The sequence below is a fragment of the Hyalangium sp. genome (genome assembly GCF_045802625.1).
GTDB lineage: Bacteria > Myxococcota > Myxococcia > Myxococcales > Myxococcaceae > Hyalangium.
In genome coordinates this window covers 18,758-35,105 of record NZ_JBJMQP010000204.1, presented here as the reverse complement: position 1 = coordinate 35,105, position 16,348 = coordinate 18,758, and the positions used below count along the sequence as shown (strand labels likewise).

The window sequence follows — 16,348 nt, the reverse complement described above, 5'->3', positions numbered from 1 at the left end:
CCAGGAACCGCCATGCCCCTGAGCGATTTCCAGCCCGTCATCGGCCTCGAGGTCCACGCGCAGCTGCTGACGAAGTCGAAGATCTTCTGCGGCTGCTCCACGGAGTTCGGCGCGGAGCCCAACTACAACACCTGCCCGGTGTGCCTGGGGATGCCCGGAGTGCTGCCGGTGCTCAACCAGCGGGTGGTGGAGTTCGCCGTCCGCACGGGCCTGGCGCTGGGCTGCACCATCAAGAAGACGAGCATCTGGAGCCGGAAGAACTACTTCTATCCGGACCTGCCCAAGGGCTATCAGATCACGCAGTACGATCAGCCCATCTGCGAGTGGGGCCAGCTCACCATCGACACGCCCGAGGGCGAGAAGGTCATCCGCGTCCGCCGCATCCACATGGAGGAGGACGCGGGTAAGAACGTGCATGACGCGGCGGTGGGCGAGAGCCTGGTGGACCTGAACCGGGCGGGAGTGCCGCTGCTGGAGATCGTCAGCGAGCCGGACCTGCGCAACGCGGACGAGGCGGTGGAGTACCTCAAGGCGCTGCGGGACGTGCTGGTGTACCTCGGGGTGAACGACGGGAACATGGAGGAGGGCTCGTTCCGCTGCGACGCCAACGTGTCGGTGATGCGCAAGGGCGCCACGCAGTACGGCACGCGCGTGGAGCTGAAGAACATCAACTCGTTCCGCTTCATCAAGCAGGCCATCGAGTATGAGATCAGCCGCCACGTGGAAGTGATTGAGTCGGGCGGGAAGATCGACCAGGAGACGCGGCTCTGGGACACGCAGCGCTCCGAGTCGCGCTCCATGCGCTCGAAGGAGGAGGCGCACGACTACCGCTACTTCCCGGAGCCGGACCTGCCGCCGCTGCACGTGCCGGATGCGCTGATTGATCAGATGGCGCAGGGGCTGCCGGAGCTGCCGCGCCCGAAGCTGCAGCGCTTCATGAGCCAGTACGGGCTGCCGGCGTATGACGCGAAGCTCTTGTGCGCCGAGCGCCCGCTGGCCGAGTTCTTCGAGGCGTGCACGCAGCACTACAAGGACTACAAGAAGCTCTCCAACTGGCTCCAGGGCGAGCTGGCGCGGCTGCTGAACGAGAGCGGTGGCACGGTGGGCATCTCCACGCTCAAGTTCACCCCGGCGCAGCTGGGCGAGCTGCTCGCGGCGGTGGAGAAGGGGACGCTGTCGAACAACGCGGCCAAGGACGTGCTGGGAGAGATGTTCCGCACGGGCAAGGCGCCTCAGGACATCATCGCGGAGAAGGGCCTGGCGCAGGTGAGCGACACAGGCGCGGTGGAGGCGGTGGTGGACGAGATCCTCGCCAAGAACGCGGGCGAGGTGGAGAAGTACCGCGCGGGCAAGAAGCAGATCTTCGGCTTCTTCGTGGGCCAGGTGATGAAGGCCATGAAGGGCAAGGGCAACCCCAACCTCGTCAACGAGCTTCTGAAGAAGAAGCTTGGAGACTGAGCGTGTCCTGGGGATAGGGAGCCAACATGATTCAGCGACTGGTAATCGAAGGCTTCCGAGGCATTGAGCAAGGAGAGCTGGAAGACTTACCTCCCCTCACCGTATTTGTCGGCCCGAACAACTCGGGCAAAAGCACGGTGCTTGAGAGTCTGCTGCTCGCCAGCCCTGGCGCTAGTGGCGAAAACATCAAAGAGATCGTGGAACGCAGGGGTGAGATTGGTCGCATGTCCGTCGAGGCGATGATCCCTCGTGGCGCGGCTTCCTTACGTCTTGTGGCCGATTCGCTGGATCGTAAGGTGAAATTCACCATCGATGAGGAAGGGAAGCTGGTTGGCCACGCAACGCCAGGAAACGATCCACTCGTGTACTCGCTAGATGATAGCGGTGGTAAAGGCTGGTCTGGTCGAGCTAAAGAGGGGGCAACCGCGCATCTTATCGACGTTGGGCGTGGCGTCGCCAATCCTTCTCAACTCGAAGAACTTTTTTCGTGGGCTGAGTTGGCGGGCCGCCGCGAGTGGCTGATAAGCCTGCTGCGGCCTCTCCTCCCAGGCCTCAAGGATATCCGGATCCTCGTCCCACGTAAGCGCCCCACTGTGTTTATCGAGGATGACAGCGGCCGATGGCCGCTCACCATGGCCGGCGACGGGTTCAAGCGGCTGTTCGTGCTGGCGACAAGAATCGCAGCTGCGAATGCTCGATTCACCCTCATTGAAGAACCCGAAACATTCCTACACGTGGGCGCATTTTCACAGGTCGCCCGCCTCATCTGGGATGCGATGAAGCCTCAGACCGCTGGCTCGAACGAGCAATGGCCGCTTGAGCCACATATCTTCATCACCACGCATAGCCTTGAATACCTTGATGCCCAGTTCTTGAACGCCACAGATGAGCAACTCGCCCGCGCCGCGCTGGTCCGTCTGTCGCTCCGGCAGGGAAAACTCAAAGCGGTCCGCATCGAAGGCGCCAAGGTGAAGGAACTGCGCACCGAGATTGGTGAGGATCTTCGACGATGAGTGCTCGCCGCATCTTTTGCGAGGGCCCGGACGATCAAGCCGCGCTGCGCGAACTCATCAGTCGCTTGTTCCAACGGAAGATCGAACAGTCGAAATTGGCGGGACGTGGGACCCGGTTCACACGTGAGGGCGCCGAGGACGTCGAACTGACCGTCGCCGGTGATCGCGAGCGGGTGCTCTCGGTCTCTCGCGATGTCGTGCTCAGCAATGGAAGCCCAAGCAATCCAGTGACGCTCTTCGGCGTCTCTTTCGATCCAGATAGCCAGGGCGAATTCGCTTGGCGTGAATGGATCATGCGCGGATTTCGAGAGTGGAATCCGGTGCCTGAGAGTGATGGATGGCGCCTGACTGGTCCCTTCGGGGATGTCCAGCTTGTGCCGCTGCCTTGGCACACCCATGCATCTCCGCATGCGGCTTTGCAGGATAACCAGAATATCGAGCGTCTGGTCGGGCACATCCTATCATCAGCCCACCCAACGCTCGCCAAGCTGATCGACAAGTGGCTCGGAGAGGCGCGCGATGCTGGCCGCACGCCCGACTGGAAGATGTCGGCCCGGTTCTGGAATGGCCTCGTCCATCCAGCAACCTCTGGTGCCGGGTTCTTCGACAAGATCTTTGGGCAGGATCCTGAACTGCGCGCCGAGGTGCGGAACGTGCTCCAGGGCACGTTGCTTTGGCGTGGGTTGGAGCGGCTCTGCGCCTGAGGGGCAGCTCAGCCTCTTGGAGGGGACTGTAGCTACATGGCCCGGTGCGTCGTCCTCCGAGCCCTGCTACGCCCCGGCTACTTGATGAGGCCGATCTCCCGCAGGCGCTGCTGGAGGAAGGCGTCCGCGGTGATGGGCGGCATGCTCGTGCCCGTGGCGGTGACCGGGAGCGTCTCCAGCACGCAGTTCGGGTACGGGTGCACGAAGAAGGGCATCGAGTAGCGCGTGGTGTCCTGCTCCGAGGACTTCGGGTTCACCACGCGGTGCGTCGTGGAGGGGATGACGTTGTTCGTCACCCGGCTGAGCATGTCGCCCGAGTCCACGACGATCTGTCCGCGCAGCGTGTCCACGGGGATCCACTCCCCATCCCGCGTGAGCAGCTCCAGCCCGGAGGCCGTGCCCTCGCAGAGCAGGGTGATGAGGTTGATGTCCTCGTGCTCGGCGGCGCGCACCCCGCCGGGGATGAAGCGCTCGCGCAGGGGCGGATAGTGGATGAGCCGCAGGATGGAGTTGCCGTCCTGCGCCATGGCGCTGAAGGTGTCACGCGCCACGCTGAAGTACTCCGCCAGCGCATGCAGCATCACCGCCGCCGCCTGATCCAGCGCGCTGAACAGGCCCACCGTGTTCTCCCGGAAGGAGGCCACCTCCTCCGGCCACACGTTGGGGCCGTACTGCGGAGAGAAGTGCGGATGGGTGGGGGGCAGATCCCTCCCCACATGCCAGAACTCCTTGAGATCTCCCACGGTGCGATTCTTCGCGTGCTCCTGGCCGTAGCCGGTGTAGCCGCGCTGCCCGGCGCCTCCGGGGATGGTGTAGCGGCGCTTCACCTGCTCGGGGAGCTGGAAGAAGCGCTCGACGTCCGAGTAGGTGCGACGGATCAGCGCGTCATCGACACCGTGGCCTTCGACCGAGACGAAGCCGAACTCCTTGAGGGCGTCGCCGAACACCTGGACGAAGCGGGCGCGTTGCTGCGGTGTGCCAGAGCGGTAGTGGGAGAGGTTGACGAGCGGGATGCGACGAGCCGAGGTGGACATGTGGCCGGCGACTCTACCCAGCCCCTCGGGAGCGTTGAACCAAACCTTCCGTGCATCGAACGCCCTCGTCCGCTACCCTGGCAGGCAAGGGGGGCCACCCCTTCAGACACCTCCGCCCATTCGAGCAGTAGCGCCAGGGACCCCGGTGGTTCTAAAACCCTACGGGAGGGGCGGTATGATGGCACCCAGTCATGAGGCCCACCCCCCCACACCAGCGAGGATGGCGCACCCCTAATGGAGGATGAGCGGAACTCCCCAGACATGAACGCGGCGGAGGAGGAGGATCCGTTGCTGGGGACGCAGCTCGGCAGCTTCCGCCTCGTGCGGAGGCTGGGGCGGGGCGGCATGGGAACCGTGTACCTCGGGGAGCATGTCTCCATTGGCAGCCGCATGGCGGTGAAGGTGCTTCACGAGCATCTGGCCGCCTACCCGGAGCTGGTTCAGCGCTTCCACGCCGAGGCGCGAGCGGTGAACCTGATCGGCCACGAGAACATCGTCAGCATCTTTGATCTCAACGCCGCGCCGCCGCGCCCCTACCTCATCATGGAGTACCTGGAGGGGGTGCCCCTGTCCTCGATGGTGGGCGGGCCGGTGCGCGCCGAGGTGTGGATCCCCATCCTGGCGCAGGCCTGCGAGGCGCTGCACGCGGCCCACCAGCGCGGCATCGTCCACCGCGATCTGAAGCCCGACAACATCTTCCTGGTGCAGCGCGCCAAGGGGGCCCCACCCTTCGTGAAGGTGCTCGACTTCGGCATCGCCAAGCTCATTGACGGGGCCGGGCCGCAGACGCAGGCGGGCATCATCGTCGGCACGCCCGAGTACATGTCTCCCGAGCAGTCCCGCAGCCAGCGGCTGGATGGCCGGGCCGACGTGTACTCGCTGGGAGTCATTGCCTATCAGCTCGCCACGGGGCAGCTCCCCTTCACCGACGAGGGGACCGCCGCCCAGCTCGTGGCGCACCAGACGGTACCGCCGCCGCCCCCGCGCTCCATCTACCCGGGGATCTCCGCGCCCGTGGAGGCGGTGATCCTCCGCGCGCTCGCCAAGTCGCTGGCGGACCGCTACGAGAACGCCCTGGCCCTCAAGGCGGCCCTGGAGGCCGCCCTGGTGGAGGAGCTGAAAGGCCCCGCCGTCGAGGTCCCACCGCCTCCCCCAGCGCCGGGCGCCGTACGTGAGACGCCCTCGCGCCGCCGGGCGCGCCCGGTGGAGTTGCCCGCCCGGGTGGTGCTCCGCCCGGGGGCCGTGCCGGAGCGGCTGGTGTGCTCGGACATTGCTCGGGGTGGGCTGTTTCTCCGGACCCAAGGCGAGCTTCCTCCGCTCTTCTCCCGAGTCCAGGTGACGCTGGAGCTGGCGCGGGGGCTGTTGACCTCCACCTGCGAGGTGGTGCGCCTGGTGACGCCCGAGCAGGCCCTGCTCTGGGGCATGGCGCCGGGCTTTGGCGTGCAGTTCGTGGAGCCGCCCGCCGACTTCAAGGCCGCCGTGGCCCAGCTCCTCAAAGGGGGCACGGGCAACACCCCGCTCGCGGTGCAGGCACCGGCCGCGGGGGATGCCGAGGCCACCCACCAGATGGAGGCCTACCGGGCCAACCTCCAGAAGGACCACTACTCGCTGCTCGCGCTCCAGCCGGACGCCAACCTGGAGACTGTCCGAGCCCGGGCGCGGATGGCGCTCGCGGAGCTGGAGGGCCTCCGGGGACGCCCGCTGTCCCCTCCCCAACGCTCCTCGCTGGAGGCGGTGCTCACCCGGGTGCGAGACGCGGGGGAGACGCTGGCGAACGTCCCCCGCCGGGCCATGTACGACGCCCTGCTCGGCAACTTCCGCGGGGTGGAGAGCTGCCTGGCGGCCGGGCTCACGGCGACGCAGATGGAGAGCCTGCGCCGGGACTTCCTTGCCAAGCGCCCCAACGCGGCGGGCACGGCGCGCGTCCACATCCTCACCGGCAACGCCTTCGAGAAGAACGGCCAGCTCGACCGGGCCGTCGAGGCCTATGAGCGGGGGCTGGTGGTGGATCCGCTCGATCTGTCGCTGCTCCAGCGCTACCGCGCGGTGCGCCGGGCCATGGTTCATCGCTCGTCCTGATCGCCCAGCAGGGTAGGCTGGAGGGGGAGCTGGTAGGTTGCCTACCCCCCTGGCGAGCGACAAAACCGGGCAGGCTGGGGCGTCTGGGGGGTGATAGATGTGGGGCGTGGCCCTGCATGCACCTTGACTCGCCCGATCATCTCTCGTAGATCGGCCGTCCTTTGCGTGTTCGGGCGGCCAGCCGTCCGAAATTCGCGGTGGCTTCCACGGGTTGACCCAACCCGACTCGACCAGAGGGTTCGACGATGTACGCAGTCATTCGCACGGGCGGTAAGCAGTACCGCGTTGCCGAGGGAGACGTCCTCCGCATCGAGAAGGTGGCGGGCGCTATCGGCACCGAGGTGACCTTCAACGACGTCCTCCTGCTGGGCGGCACGGACTCCCCGAAGGTGGGCCGGCCGACCGTCAGTGGCGCCAAGGTGGTGGGCAAGGTCCTCGCGCAGGACAAGCACCGCCGCGTCCTCCACTTCCGCAAGGAGAAGGAGGGCTGGACGCGCCGCCGCGGCCACCGCCAGCCGTATACCGAGGTCAAGGTCACCTCCATCTCCGGCTAACTCCCACTTTTCCCGGGTGCCTCGCGGCGCTCCGGTTCTCGCAGGACAGGTGTCATGGCTCATAAAAAGGGACAGGGTTCGTCTCGCAACGGTCGCGACTCGAATTCGCAGCGCCGCGGCGTGAAGGTGTTTGGCGGCGAAGAGGTTCCGGCGGGGAGCATCCTCGTGCGGCAGCTCGGCACGGTCATCCACCCCGGCACCAACGTGAAGCTGGGGCGTGACTACACGCTCTACGCCACGGTGACGGGCGTGGTGAAGTACGAGCGGCTCGGGCGGGACCGCAAGAAGGTCTCGGTCTACCCGGCCCCGGCGAGCGCCTAACCGGCGTCTCCCACGGGCCTGCCCTCGGGCGGGCCCCCTGCATTCGAGCGGGTCGCTCCCGGTCCATGCGCCTGAAGGCGGCTGGACACGAGGGCGGCCCGTTCTGCGTTTACGACCTGGGTTGACCGCGCGGTAAACCGAGGGTTTTCCCCGCGAGCGGGGAGAGGCATCACCATGAAATTCGTCGATGAAGTCCGCATCTTCGTGAAGGCCGGTGACGGAGGGAACGGCGCTGTCGCCTTCCGGCGCGAGAAGTTCATCGAGCGCGGCGGCCCCAGCGGCGGGGACGGGGGCAACGGCGGCTCGGTCATCTTCGTGGCCGATCCACAGCTCACCACGCTGTTGGACTTCCGCTACCAGCAGCACCACCGGGCTCGGAGCGGCGAGAACGGGATGGGCAGCGACTGCAACGGGCGCGCATCGGAGGACCTGATCCTCAAGGTGCCGGTGGGCACGCTGATCCGGGACGCGAACTCGGACGAGCTGCTGGCGGACCTGAGCGCGCCGGAGCAGCGCTTCGTGGCGGCGCAGGGCGGGCGAGGGGGCCTGGGCAACATGAACTTCGCCACCTCGACGCGGCAGACGCCGCGCTTCGCCCAGGACGGGACGAAGGGCGAGGAGCGCACGCTGATCCTCGAGCTGAAGCTGCTGGCGGACGTGGGGCTCTTGGGCTTTCCGAACGCGGGCAAGAGCACGTTCATCTCTCGGGTGAGCCGGGCGCGGCCGAAGATCGCGGACTACCCGTTCACCACGCTGGTGCCGAACCTGGGCATGGTCCAGTACAAGGACAACCTGTCCTTCGTGATGGCGGACATCCCCGGGCTGATCGAGGGCGCCAGCGAGGGCGTGGGGTTGGGGCACCAGTTCCTGCGCCACGTGGAGCGGTGCAAGGTGCTCATCCACCTGATCGATCTGGGCGCGGAGGGCGAGGGCCGCGAGCCGCTGAAGGACTTCGACATCCTCAACCGCGAGCTGGGGAAGTACAGCGCGGAGCTGGCGAAGAAGCCGCAGGTGGCAGCGCCCAACAAGATTGATCTGACGGAGGCGCGTGCGCGCCTGGAGGGCTTCACGGCCGCCATGCGCAAGCGAGGCATTGCCGTGTTCCCGGTGTCCACCGCCACGGGCGAGGGCCTGCAGGCGCTGATGGACGTCACCGCCGAGGTGCTCTTTACCGGCCGGACGGACAAGCTCCGCGTGGAGCCGCCTGCCAAGCCCGCGAAGAAGGCCGCTCCGGTGAAGAAGGCCACGGTGGCCAAGGCTCCCGCGAGGAAGGCGGCTGCGAAGAAGGCTCCTGTCCGGAAGGCCCCAGCGAAGAAGGCCGCCATAAAGAAGGCCGCCATAAAGAAGGCCGCCGTAAAGAAGGGCGCGACGAAGAAGGCCGCGGCGAAGAAGGTTCCCGCGAGGAAGAAGGCGGCAGCGGCCCCGAAGCCGCCCGCGCGCCGTGGAGCCAAGCCCGCGGCGAAGAAGGTGGCCCGCGCGAAGGGCCGGAGGTCGTGACGCGATGAGTGGTGGCGGCCCTCGCTACGAGCCCTTCGAGAACAAGTCTGTCGAGCCGGAGTCGTTCCTGCTCGAGGTGCGCAAGGAGAAGATCGACCGCGTGGTGGAGCAGCGGACGCGGACCTTCACGGTGGTGCTGGACCGGCTGGAGGACAGCTTCAACATGGCGGCGGTGCTGCGCACCTGCGAGGCCATGGGCGTGCAGGAGGTGCACGTCGTCGTCAACCCGGAGGCGCCATTCCTGCCAAACTCGCGGGTGGCGCAGGGCTGCGACAAGTGGCTGGACGTGAAGCTGTACAAGACGTTCGCCGAGTGCCGCGAGCACCTCAAGGGGCGCGGCTTCGCGCTGTACGCCTCGGCCATCCGCGAGGGCGCCACGAGCCTCTACTCGCTGCGCTTCGACTCCAAGATCGCGATCATCTTCGGCAACGAGCGCTTCGGAGTGAGCGAGGAGGTGCTCTCGGGCGTGGACGGGGCGTTCTGGATCCCCATGCGGGGCTTCAGCCAGAGCATCAACATCTCCGCCGCGGCCTCGGCCTGCATCAGCCGGGCGATCGCCTGGCGTGAGGAGCACCTGGGGAAGGTCGGAGACCTGACAGCCGAGGAGGCGCAGGCCCTGCGCGAGCGCTTCTATGTGCTGGCTGTCAAGCAAAGGAAGCGGATTTTCAAGGGAAAGCAGCCGTGAATCAGGCAGCCCAGGGGCTCGTCTGAAGCGATAGAAGCACTCACGGGCCTCGAGGCCCGCTCGGAGATCGCAACGCCATGCTCATCGAGACCTTGCTGGTGTCCCTCCTGTCCGCGCAGCCCACGCCTCAGGCGTCCCCGGCGCAGAAGCCCGCGGCAGCCGCCGAGTCCAAGTCCGCGCCCGCCGCCACTGCCGACACGAAGCCTGCTGCTCCCGCCGAGGCCAAGCCAGCGGCTCCCGCGCCCGCGGCCGAGGCCGGGAAGGGCGCCGAGGCGGTGAAGGGCAGCGTCGCTCCCGAGGTGAAGCCTCTGGTGGAGCGGATGCAGGCCTTCTACGAGAAGACCGATGACTTCAAGGCGGGCTTCAAGCAGGACTACAAGTACAAGACCTTCCGCCGGACCCAGACCTCTACGGGCACGGTGACGTACAAGAAGCCCGGCCTGATGCGGTGGGAGTACGAGCAGCCCTCGAAGCGCACCTTCGTGCTCGCGGGCAGCAAGGTGTACGCGTACGACCCGGAGGCGCAGAGCCTCTCGGTGGCCGCAGTAGACACCAACAAGCTGTCCGCGTCGGTGACGTTCCTGTTCGGCCAGGGGCGGCTGGCGGACGAGTTCAACATCACGAAGGGCACCTGCGCCGACTGCAAGGGCACGCTCATGGTGCTCGACCCGGCGCGGCCGGATCCTCGCTTCAAGCAGGTGCGCCTGGAGGTGGATCCGAAGACGGCCCAGGTGCTCAAGAGCACCGTGGTGGATCCGGACGGCAGCGAGAACACGATTGCCTTCCTGGACCTGAAGACGAACGTGGGCATCGCGGCGGACAGCTTCAAGATCAACCCGCCCGAGGGCACTCGCGTCGACGACTTCACCAAGCAGCAGAAGTAGCCCGGCATGCGCGGTGCGCTCTTGGTGGCGGTGGTGATGCTGGCCGGCTGCCACCGGAGCGCCGCCCCCGTGCCCGAGCAGAGCGGCTTCGCGGGCCGGACCTTCCCGCTGATCTCCTCGCCAGCCCTGCGGCTCTCGATCCAGGGCAGCCTGGGAGGAAAGCCGGTACCGGTTCTGCTCGACGTGGACCGGCAGCTCTCCCTGGTTGCCACGGGGTGCTTCGAGAAGCCACCGAAGCCCGAGGGCAAGGTGCGCGCTCCCGAGCCCAACGGCCTGAAGGAGTGGGCCATGGTGCCGCTGCCGGCGCTGCGAGTCGGGGACGTCTCGTTGCCAGGGCTCCCAGCGGGGCTCACGGGCGACAAGGTCTGCTCCGTCACGCTGGGCGAGGACGTGCTCGCCCCGTATGCGCTCACGGTGGAGCCCCTGCGCCGTGAGGTGACGTTCACCGCTTCGCGCTCTCGGGAGGCGTACACGGCGGAGCTCGCCGCTTCCGATGCGGATCCCTCGCTGGAGACGCACCTGCTGGAGCTGAGCCGCGAGCCCAAGGGGGACTGGCCGATGCTGGCAGCTCGGGTGACGCAGGGGGATGCGAAGCTCACGGGGCCGTTCGTCCTCGCGACGAGGGACCCATTCTCCCGGCTCGCGCTGGGGCCTGCGGAGGCTCAGGGGCTGCGCCCCCTGGAGACTGTCGCCGGTCTGCCCGTGCGAGTCGTTCCGGTGGACTCGGTGGAGGTGACAGAGGGAGTGGGCGTGCGTCCCCTCATCTTCGAGACGGGCGTGTGGACCTCCCCGAGCTCGCTGGGGCGTTTGGGGCCGGACGTGTGGGGCCACTTCCGTGCGACCATTGATGCACAGGCCGGGGTGCTCCTGCTCCGCCGCCCGCGAGTGCTCGCCTCAGGAGACCGCCAGCGCTGTGCCAGGGCTGGCACCGACAGCTTCGATGACGAGTCCTGCTACGCGCTGCATACGCGCCGGGAGCCGGACGGCTCGCTCTCCGTCTCCGTGACGGTGTACCGGGATCTCCCCGAGGGCGGACGGCTCCACGTCGAGCCGCTGGGCGAGGATGGGAAGCCGCTGCAGGCCGGGTGCAGCGTCGGGTTCACCTTCATGCCGACGAGCCGGGGCGCGACGACGCAGCATTCCATGCCGTGGCCCTCGCTCGCCCAGGCCATGCCGGAGTGCTCCGCTCAGCTCTCGGCCGCACACGGCTACGCGCTGGAGCTCTTCGAGGACGGGACCCTGCCGGAGTGCCCGCTGACCTGCGCCTTCGTCCAGGAGCCCATGGCACGTCACCCCGTCTGCGAGTGCCAGGACACGCCCCTGGGAGAGGGCGTGAGCGCGGCGATCCGCAAGCCGGGGACATCTCGGGCTCCTCCCCCCGAGGAGCGGCCCTTGGAGCCCGAGGATCCGAAGTAGAGCGCTCGCAGCGAGAGATCTCTCAGCGAGGCGAGGTCCAAGTGGCCATCGGCGCGGGAGCCGCGTCGCGAGCCTTGTGCTTGCGCTGCTTCGGATCCGGGCGCTCCACCACCCGGCCGACGAGATCGTAGTCGTGCGCCTCGGTCACCTCGAGGGTGACGAACTCGCCCGGGTAGGCCAGGCCATCGTTGATGTAGACCTGACCGTCGATCTCCGGCGCCTGACCCTCGTGGCGCCCCACCAGCAGGTGCTCCGTCTCGGGGCTGGGGCCTTCGACGAGCACCTCGATGCGCTGGCCCACGAGCTTCTTGTTCTGCTCGCGGTTGATGCGCTTCTGGATGGCCATGATCTCGCGCCAGCGGCGCTCGATGGTCTTCTGCGGCACCTTGTTCGGCATGTCGAACGCCGCGGTGTCCTCTTCGTCCGAGTACTGGAACACACCCAGGCGCTCGAAGCGCTGCGTCTTCACGAACTCCTTGAGCAGCTCGAAGTCCTCCTCGGTCTCGCCCGGCAGGCCGACGATCATCGACGTGCGCATCACCAGGCCCGGCACCCGGGCGCGCAGCTTCGCGAGCAGGTCCGTGAGGAACTGGGAGTTGCGGCCGCGCTTCATGGACATGAGCAGCTTGTCGCTGGCGTGCTGCAGCGGCATGTCCAAGTACTTGGCGATCTTCTTCTCGGTGGCCATCACCTCGATGAGCTCGTCCGGGAAGATGCGCGGGTAGGCGTAGTGCAGGCGGATCCACCGCACGTCCACCTTGACCAGCTCCTTGAGCAGCTCATGGAGCTTGGGCTTGCCGGGCAGATCATGCCCATAGGCCGTCAGGTCCTGCGCCACCAGGTTCAGCTCCTGCACGCCCTGGTCCGCCAGCCGCTCGGCCTCGGCGACGATGTCCGCGATGGGCCGCGAGCGCTGGGCCCCGCGCAGCTTGGGGATGATGCAGAAGGCGCAGGCGTTGTCGCAGCCCTCGGCGATCTTGAGATAGGCCGTGTACGACGGCATCGAGTTCTCGCGCGGCGTGCGCGCGTCGTGGATGTACTCCGGATCCGGGATGACCTGGCGCGGAGAGGCCTCGGCGGCGAGCAGGTCGCCGATCTGCGCATAGGCGCTGGTGCCGAGGAAGTGATCCACCTCGGGCATCTCCTGGGACAGCTCGCCGCTGTAGCGCTGCGAGAGGCAGCCAGTGACGACCAGGGTGCTGCACGTGCCGGACTTCTTGAACTCGGCCATCTCCAGGATGGAGTCCACGGACTCCTGCTTGGCGGGACCGATGAAGGCGCACGTATTGACGACGATGACCTCCGCGGCGGCGGGATCCTGGACGAGGTGGTAGCCGCGCTGCTTGAGGGTGCCGAGCATCACCTCGGAGTCCACCCGGTTCTTCGGGCAGCCGAGGGTCATCATGTAAAGGCTCTTGGTGTCTTGCCGCACTGCGTCTACCGCTTTCCGAGTTCTGTTCGCGTGAAGTGGTCTCCACTCCAGGCGAAGTTGGTAATCGTGCCGTTCGAGTAACCGATGCTCAACGCGCCGTCTTCTTCCTGAGTGACTGAGAGCGCCCGACCCAGCGCACAGGTAGCGACCGGCCACTCGAGCACACTCTGCGCCATCCGGCCCTTGGACTGCAGGAGGTAGAGCCCCAGGCGAAGCTCCTGCTCCGAATCACACTTGCCCTCGACCGAGTAGGGGTCCTTGCCGGAGACGACGGTGAGGATGGTGCGGCCACCGGGGAGGAGGAGCGTCTCGGGGACGTTCAGCCTGACCTTCTCAGGCTCCACCACATCCGTGGCGACCATGGCGCGCAGCGACTCGGGGGTGAGGGGCTTCTCGGCCTGCACCCAGACCGGGTAATGGAGCAGGCCCCAGCCCAGCCAGCCGCCACGAGCGGCCTCTAGCGCGGAGGCCTCGTCCGGGGGCTTGAGCTTGAGGCCCTTGCGGAAGTCATCCGGCAGCTTGAGGGCATCGCCAATCATGCCCCCGTCCTTGCAGTTGGAGAGGGGGGTGGCCTTCTGGCCCACGGCGTCCTGGTCCTCGTAGGTGACGCAGAGATCGAAGACGAGCGGATCGGTGGCGGGGAAGCGCGGGAAGGCGGTGACGGGGAGGGCAATCTCCAGGTTCAGCTTGCCGTCCTTGCGCTGGACGCCGGTGTTGACCTGCTCCTGGGCGAAGGAAGAAGTCCCACTCTCCGGGGGCGAGGCGCGCTTGCCATCGAAGGCGAACCGGAAGGTGTTGCCGGTGGCGGTGGTGCCTGCGCCTGGGAAGAAGAGGGTCAGGGTGACGGCGTCGCCCGCGATGAGCTGATCATCCGTGGCCTCCACCCCCACGTAGAGCGTGTCCTTGCGCCAGGCGGCCCGCGCGGTGAAGGAGGCGGAGGCGTCGGCGGAGGCGGGCGGGCGGATCGTCACGGACGGAGCGAAGTCCTTGAAGCTGCCATCCAGCTTCGGAGCCTTGGCGAGCGCGGGCACAGCCTTGCTGGAGCGCTCCTGGCCCTGGGACAGCGCGGGCACGAGCAGCAGGCACAGCGGGAGCAGCAGAGGGGCGCGCATGACTAATCCCGGAAGTTGGTGAACTGCATGTCCAGCTTCAGCCGGTCCTGCTCCTTGCGGAACAGGGCCATGGCGGCCTGCAGGTCGTCCTTGTTCTTGCCGCTGATGCGAAGCTCATCCCCCTGGATGGAGCCCTGGAGCTTGAGCTTGGACTCCTTGAGGAGCTTGACGAGCTCCTTGGCCTTGTCCACGGGGATGCCCTGCTGGAGCTTGATGGGCTGCTTCACGTTGTGAAGGCCGGTCTTCTCGACAGGGAGGAACTCGAGGGCGCGCAGGGAGATGCCGCGCTTGGACAGCTTGGCCAGGAGGACTTCCTTGGCGGCCTGGACGCGATCCTCGCTGTTGGCCTTCACCGTGAGCACGGTGTTGTCCGGGGCGAGCACGATGTCGGCCTGAGCGCCTTGGAAGTCGTAGCGGGTGCTGAGCTCCTTCTTGGTCTGGTTGACCGCGTTGTCGAGCTCGGCGATGTCGATCTTGGAGACGACGTCGAAGGAAGGCATGGGCGCCCCGGCCTCTATCACACCTTGACGACCATGGGCACCACCAGGGGGCGCTTGGCGGTGAAGAGCTTGAAGGCGCGGCGGACGGAGCGAGTCACCTCTTCTCGCACCAGGGCGTCATCCCCGCGCAGTTGTGGGGAGAGCTGGAGGAAGAGGCTCCGGGCCTCGTTGGCGATCCGAGGCAGCAGCACCTGCTCATCCAGGGACAGTCCATGTCCCGACAACTGGGGCCCGGCCATCAGCGCGAGCGAGGCTCGATCGATGACGACGGCGGCGACGACGAGGCCCGTCTCCGCCAGCTTGGTGCGTTCCTGGAGGGCCTCGGGAGTCACCACGCCGCCGCTGTAGAGGTCCTTGTGGATGCGGCCCACGGGGACGCTGCCGGTGAAGCGCCCTCGGCCCTCCTCGAAGGTGATGAGATCTCCATCCTGGGCGAGCAGGAGCTGCTCGGGCGCCATCCCAGCCTCGCGAGCGGTGGCCAGGTGGCGGTGCAGGTGGCGCAGCTCGCCGTGGATGGGGATGAAGTGCCGAGGCTTCACGATGTCCAGGACGCGCCGCTGTTGAGGCTTGCTGGCGTGCCCGGAGACATGGACGCCCGGCTCCACCTGCGCGTAGACGATGCGCGCCCCGGTCCAGTGGAGCTGATCCAGCAGAGCCCCCACGGGGCGCTCGTTGCCGGGGATGGGGCGGGAGCTGAGGATGACCATGTCCCCGGGCTCCAGCCGCACGGGGCCGTTTCGAGCAGCGAGCTGGGACAGGCCGGCGCGAGCCTCACCCTGGGCGCCGGTGGACAGCAGCACCAGGCGTTCAGGGGGGAGGGTGGCAGCGGCATCCAGGGGGATGAAGAGGGACTCGGGCACATCGAGGTAGCCCAGCTGCCGAGCCATCTCCACGTTGCGCGTCATGCTGCGGCCCTGGAGGGCCACTTTGCGCCCGAGCTGCTCGGCCAGCTTGAGCACGGTGCGGACGCGATGGAGGTTGGAGGCGAAGAGGGCGACGACGATACGGCCCTGGGCCTCGCGGAAGAGGCGGTCAAAGGTCTGCTCCACCACCCGCTCGCTGCCAGTCTCGTTGGTGAACTCCGAGTTGGTGGAGTCAGACAGGAGGCAGAGGACGCCCTGCTCGCCGGCCTCGCCCCAGCGCTCGAGGTCCGTGCGCAGGCCGTCAATCGGATCCGGGTCCAGCTTGAAATCGCCGGTGTGGATGACGGTGCCTTCAGGGGTGCGGACGATGTAGCCCACGGCATCCGGCACGGTATGGGTGACGCGGCTGGCCTCGACATTGAAGACGGAGCCCACGGTGAAGGGCGTGCGGGGTTCGATCTCGCGTAGGTCCGCGGCCACGCCCAGCTCCTCCAGACGCCCTCGAGCCATGGAGAGGGTGAAGCGAGTGCCGTAGACGGGGACGGGCACCTCGTTGAGCAGGTAGGGGAGGGCGCCCACATGGTCCTCATGCCCGTGGGTGAGGACAATGCCCTTGAGCTGGGAGGCGTTCTGCCGCAGGTGCGTGAAGTCGGGGACGATGATGTCAACACCGGGGGCGGCTTCCGAGGGGAAGAGCAGCCCGGCGTCGATGAGGAGCATCTCCCCACGGCAGGCGAGCACCATGGAGTTGAGACCGATCTCGCCCAGCCCTCCCAGGGGAATCACATGGAGCATG

General features: G+C 67.2%; 15 protein-coding genes. 10 read left to right on the top strand and 5 right to left on the bottom strand.

Annotated elements, in window-relative coordinates; all coding sequences use genetic code 11:
- Positions 1-12: 12 nt before the first annotated feature.
- Genes gatB through ACJ8AT_RS34035 form a run of 3 tightly spaced genes read left to right on the top strand, consistent with a single transcriptional unit; the run spans position 13 to position 3,175 of the window.
- Positions 13-1,458: an Asp-tRNA(Asn)/Glu-tRNA(Gln) amidotransferase subunit GatB gene (gene gatB, locus ACJ8AT_RS34045; RefSeq protein WP_407742121.1), complete on the top strand. Its 1,446-nt coding sequence runs from the start codon at positions 13-15 to the stop codon at positions 1,456-1,458.
- A 26-nt stretch (positions 1,459-1,484) separates the two neighbouring features.
- On the top strand, positions 1,485-2,471 hold the full coding sequence (locus tag ACJ8AT_RS34040; protein WP_407742120.1) for an AAA family ATPase: 987 nt from the start codon (positions 1,485-1,487) through the stop codon (positions 2,469-2,471).
- Positions 2,468-3,175: a hypothetical protein gene (locus ACJ8AT_RS34035; RefSeq protein WP_407742119.1), complete on the top strand. Its 708-nt coding sequence runs from the start codon at positions 2,468-2,470 to the stop codon at positions 3,173-3,175. Before ACJ8AT_RS34040 ends, ACJ8AT_RS34035 begins: the two co-directional genes overlap by 4 nt.
- A gap of 77 nt (positions 3,176-3,252) precedes the next feature.
- Here the strand turns inward: ACJ8AT_RS34035 and ACJ8AT_RS34030 are convergent, their stop codons facing one another.
- Positions 3,253-4,209 (bottom strand): isopenicillin N synthase family dioxygenase, encoded by a 957-nt coding sequence (locus tag ACJ8AT_RS34030; RefSeq protein ID WP_407742118.1) that lies wholly within the window; start codon positions 4,207-4,209, stop codon positions 3,253-3,255.
- 261 nt (positions 4,210-4,470) lie between these two features.
- Between ACJ8AT_RS34030 and ACJ8AT_RS34025 the strand changes: the two genes are divergently transcribed.
- The 7 genes from ACJ8AT_RS34025 to ACJ8AT_RS33995 all read left to right on the top strand — a co-directional run bounded on the left by ACJ8AT_RS34025 (position 4,471) and on the right by ACJ8AT_RS33995 (position 11,645).
- A complete protein-coding gene (locus tag ACJ8AT_RS34025; RefSeq protein ID WP_407742117.1) occupies positions 4,471-6,288 on the top strand; it encodes a protein kinase domain-containing protein in 1,818 nt (605 codons plus the stop codon).
- A 245-nt stretch (positions 6,289-6,533) separates the two neighbouring features.
- Positions 6,534-6,842, top strand: a complete 309-nt coding sequence (rplU, locus tag ACJ8AT_RS34020) for a 50S ribosomal protein L21 (protein WP_407742116.1) — start codon at positions 6,534-6,536, stop codon at positions 6,840-6,842.
- Positions 6,843-6,896: 54 nt separating this feature from the next.
- Positions 6,897-7,163 carry a 50S ribosomal protein L27 gene (rpmA, locus tag ACJ8AT_RS34015; protein ID WP_407742115.1) on the top strand — a complete coding sequence of 89 codons (267 nt, stop codon included), beginning with the start codon at positions 6,897-6,899 and terminating at the stop codon, positions 7,161-7,163.
- Positions 7,164-7,337: 174 nt separating this feature from the next.
- Positions 7,338-8,660 (top strand): GTPase ObgE, encoded by a 1,323-nt coding sequence (obgE, locus tag ACJ8AT_RS34010; protein ID WP_407742114.1) that lies wholly within the window; start codon positions 7,338-7,340, stop codon positions 8,658-8,660.
- A gap of 4 nt (positions 8,661-8,664) precedes the next feature.
- A complete protein-coding gene (locus ACJ8AT_RS34005) occupies positions 8,665-9,345 on the top strand; it encodes a TrmH family RNA methyltransferase (protein ID WP_407742113.1) in 681 nt (226 codons plus the stop codon).
- A gap of 77 nt (positions 9,346-9,422) precedes the next feature.
- Entirely contained in the window at positions 9,423-10,229 is an 807-nt protein-coding gene (locus tag ACJ8AT_RS34000) for a LolA family protein (protein WP_407742112.1), read from the top strand.
- Positions 10,230-10,235: 6 nt separating this feature from the next.
- Positions 10,236-11,645, top strand: a complete 1,410-nt coding sequence (locus tag ACJ8AT_RS33995) for a hypothetical protein (protein ID WP_407742111.1) — start codon at positions 10,236-10,238, stop codon at positions 11,643-11,645.
- A 22-nt stretch (positions 11,646-11,667) separates the two neighbouring features.
- On the opposite strand, the gene rimO is transcribed toward ACJ8AT_RS33995, so the two are convergent.
- Genes rimO through ACJ8AT_RS33975 form a run of 4 tightly spaced genes read right to left on the bottom strand, consistent with a single transcriptional unit; the run spans position 11,668 to position 16,347 of the window.
- Positions 11,668-13,047 (bottom strand): 30S ribosomal protein S12 methylthiotransferase RimO, encoded by a 1,380-nt coding sequence (gene rimO / locus ACJ8AT_RS33990; RefSeq protein ID WP_407742134.1) that lies wholly within the window; start codon positions 13,045-13,047, stop codon positions 11,668-11,670.
- A 35-nt stretch (positions 13,048-13,082) separates the two neighbouring features.
- Positions 13,083-14,189 carry a hypothetical protein gene (locus ACJ8AT_RS33985; RefSeq protein ID WP_407742110.1) on the bottom strand — a complete coding sequence of 369 codons (1,107 nt, stop codon included), beginning with the start codon at positions 14,187-14,189 and terminating at the stop codon, positions 13,083-13,085.
- 2 nt (positions 14,190-14,191) lie between these two features.
- Entirely contained in the window at positions 14,192-14,689 is a 498-nt protein-coding gene (locus ACJ8AT_RS33980; protein WP_407742109.1) for a YajQ family cyclic di-GMP-binding protein, read from the bottom strand.
- Between the two features lie 17 nt (positions 14,690-14,706).
- Positions 14,707-16,347 (bottom strand): ribonuclease J, encoded by a 1,641-nt coding sequence (locus tag ACJ8AT_RS33975; RefSeq protein WP_407742108.1) that lies wholly within the window; start codon positions 16,345-16,347, stop codon positions 14,707-14,709.
- Between the last annotated feature and the right edge of the window lies 1 nt (position 16,348).

Bases quoted from the DNA above. Each gene is read 5' to 3' on its own strand.
- ACJ8AT_RS33985 (WP_407742110.1), bottom strand. From the start codon at position 14,189: ATGCGCGCCCCTCTGCTGCTCCCGCTGTGCCTGCTGCTCGTGCCCGCG.
- ACJ8AT_RS33980 (WP_407742109.1), bottom strand. From the start codon at position 14,689: ATGCCTTCCTTCGACGTCGTCTCCAAGATCGACATCGCCGAGCTCGAC.
- ACJ8AT_RS33995 (WP_407742111.1), top strand. From the start codon at position 10,236: ATGCGCGGTGCGCTCTTGGTGGCGGTGGTGATGCTGGCCGGCTGCCAC.
- ACJ8AT_RS34025 (WP_407742117.1), top strand. From the start codon at position 4,471: ATGAACGCGGCGGAGGAGGAGGATCCGTTGCTGGGGACGCAGCTCGGC.
- obgE (WP_407742114.1), top strand. From the start codon at position 7,338: ATGAAATTCGTCGATGAAGTCCGCATCTTCGTGAAGGCCGGTGACGGA.
- ACJ8AT_RS34030 (WP_407742118.1), bottom strand. From the start codon at position 4,209: ATGTCCACCTCGGCTCGTCGCATCCCGCTCGTCAACCTCTCCCACTAC.
- rimO (WP_407742134.1), bottom strand. From the start codon at position 13,047: ATGACCCTCGGCTGCCCGAAGAACCGGGTGGACTCCGAGGTGATGCTC.
- ACJ8AT_RS34000 (WP_407742112.1), top strand. From the start codon at position 9,423: ATGCTCATCGAGACCTTGCTGGTGTCCCTCCTGTCCGCGCAGCCCACG.
- rplU (WP_407742116.1), top strand. From the start codon at position 6,534: ATGTACGCAGTCATTCGCACGGGCGGTAAGCAGTACCGCGTTGCCGAG.
- ACJ8AT_RS34005 (WP_407742113.1), top strand. From the start codon at position 8,665: ATGAGTGGTGGCGGCCCTCGCTACGAGCCCTTCGAGAACAAGTCTGTC.
- ACJ8AT_RS34040 (WP_407742120.1), top strand. From the start codon at position 1,485: ATGATTCAGCGACTGGTAATCGAAGGCTTCCGAGGCATTGAGCAAGGA.
- gatB (WP_407742121.1), top strand. From the start codon at position 13: ATGCCCCTGAGCGATTTCCAGCCCGTCATCGGCCTCGAGGTCCACGCG.
- ACJ8AT_RS33975 (WP_407742108.1), bottom strand. From the start codon at position 16,347: ATGCTCCATGTGATTCCCCTGGGAGGGCTGGGCGAGATCGGTCTCAAC.
- rpmA (WP_407742115.1), top strand. From the start codon at position 6,897: ATGGCTCATAAAAAGGGACAGGGTTCGTCTCGCAACGGTCGCGACTCG.
- ACJ8AT_RS34035 (WP_407742119.1), top strand. From the start codon at position 2,468: ATGAGTGCTCGCCGCATCTTTTGCGAGGGCCCGGACGATCAAGCCGCG.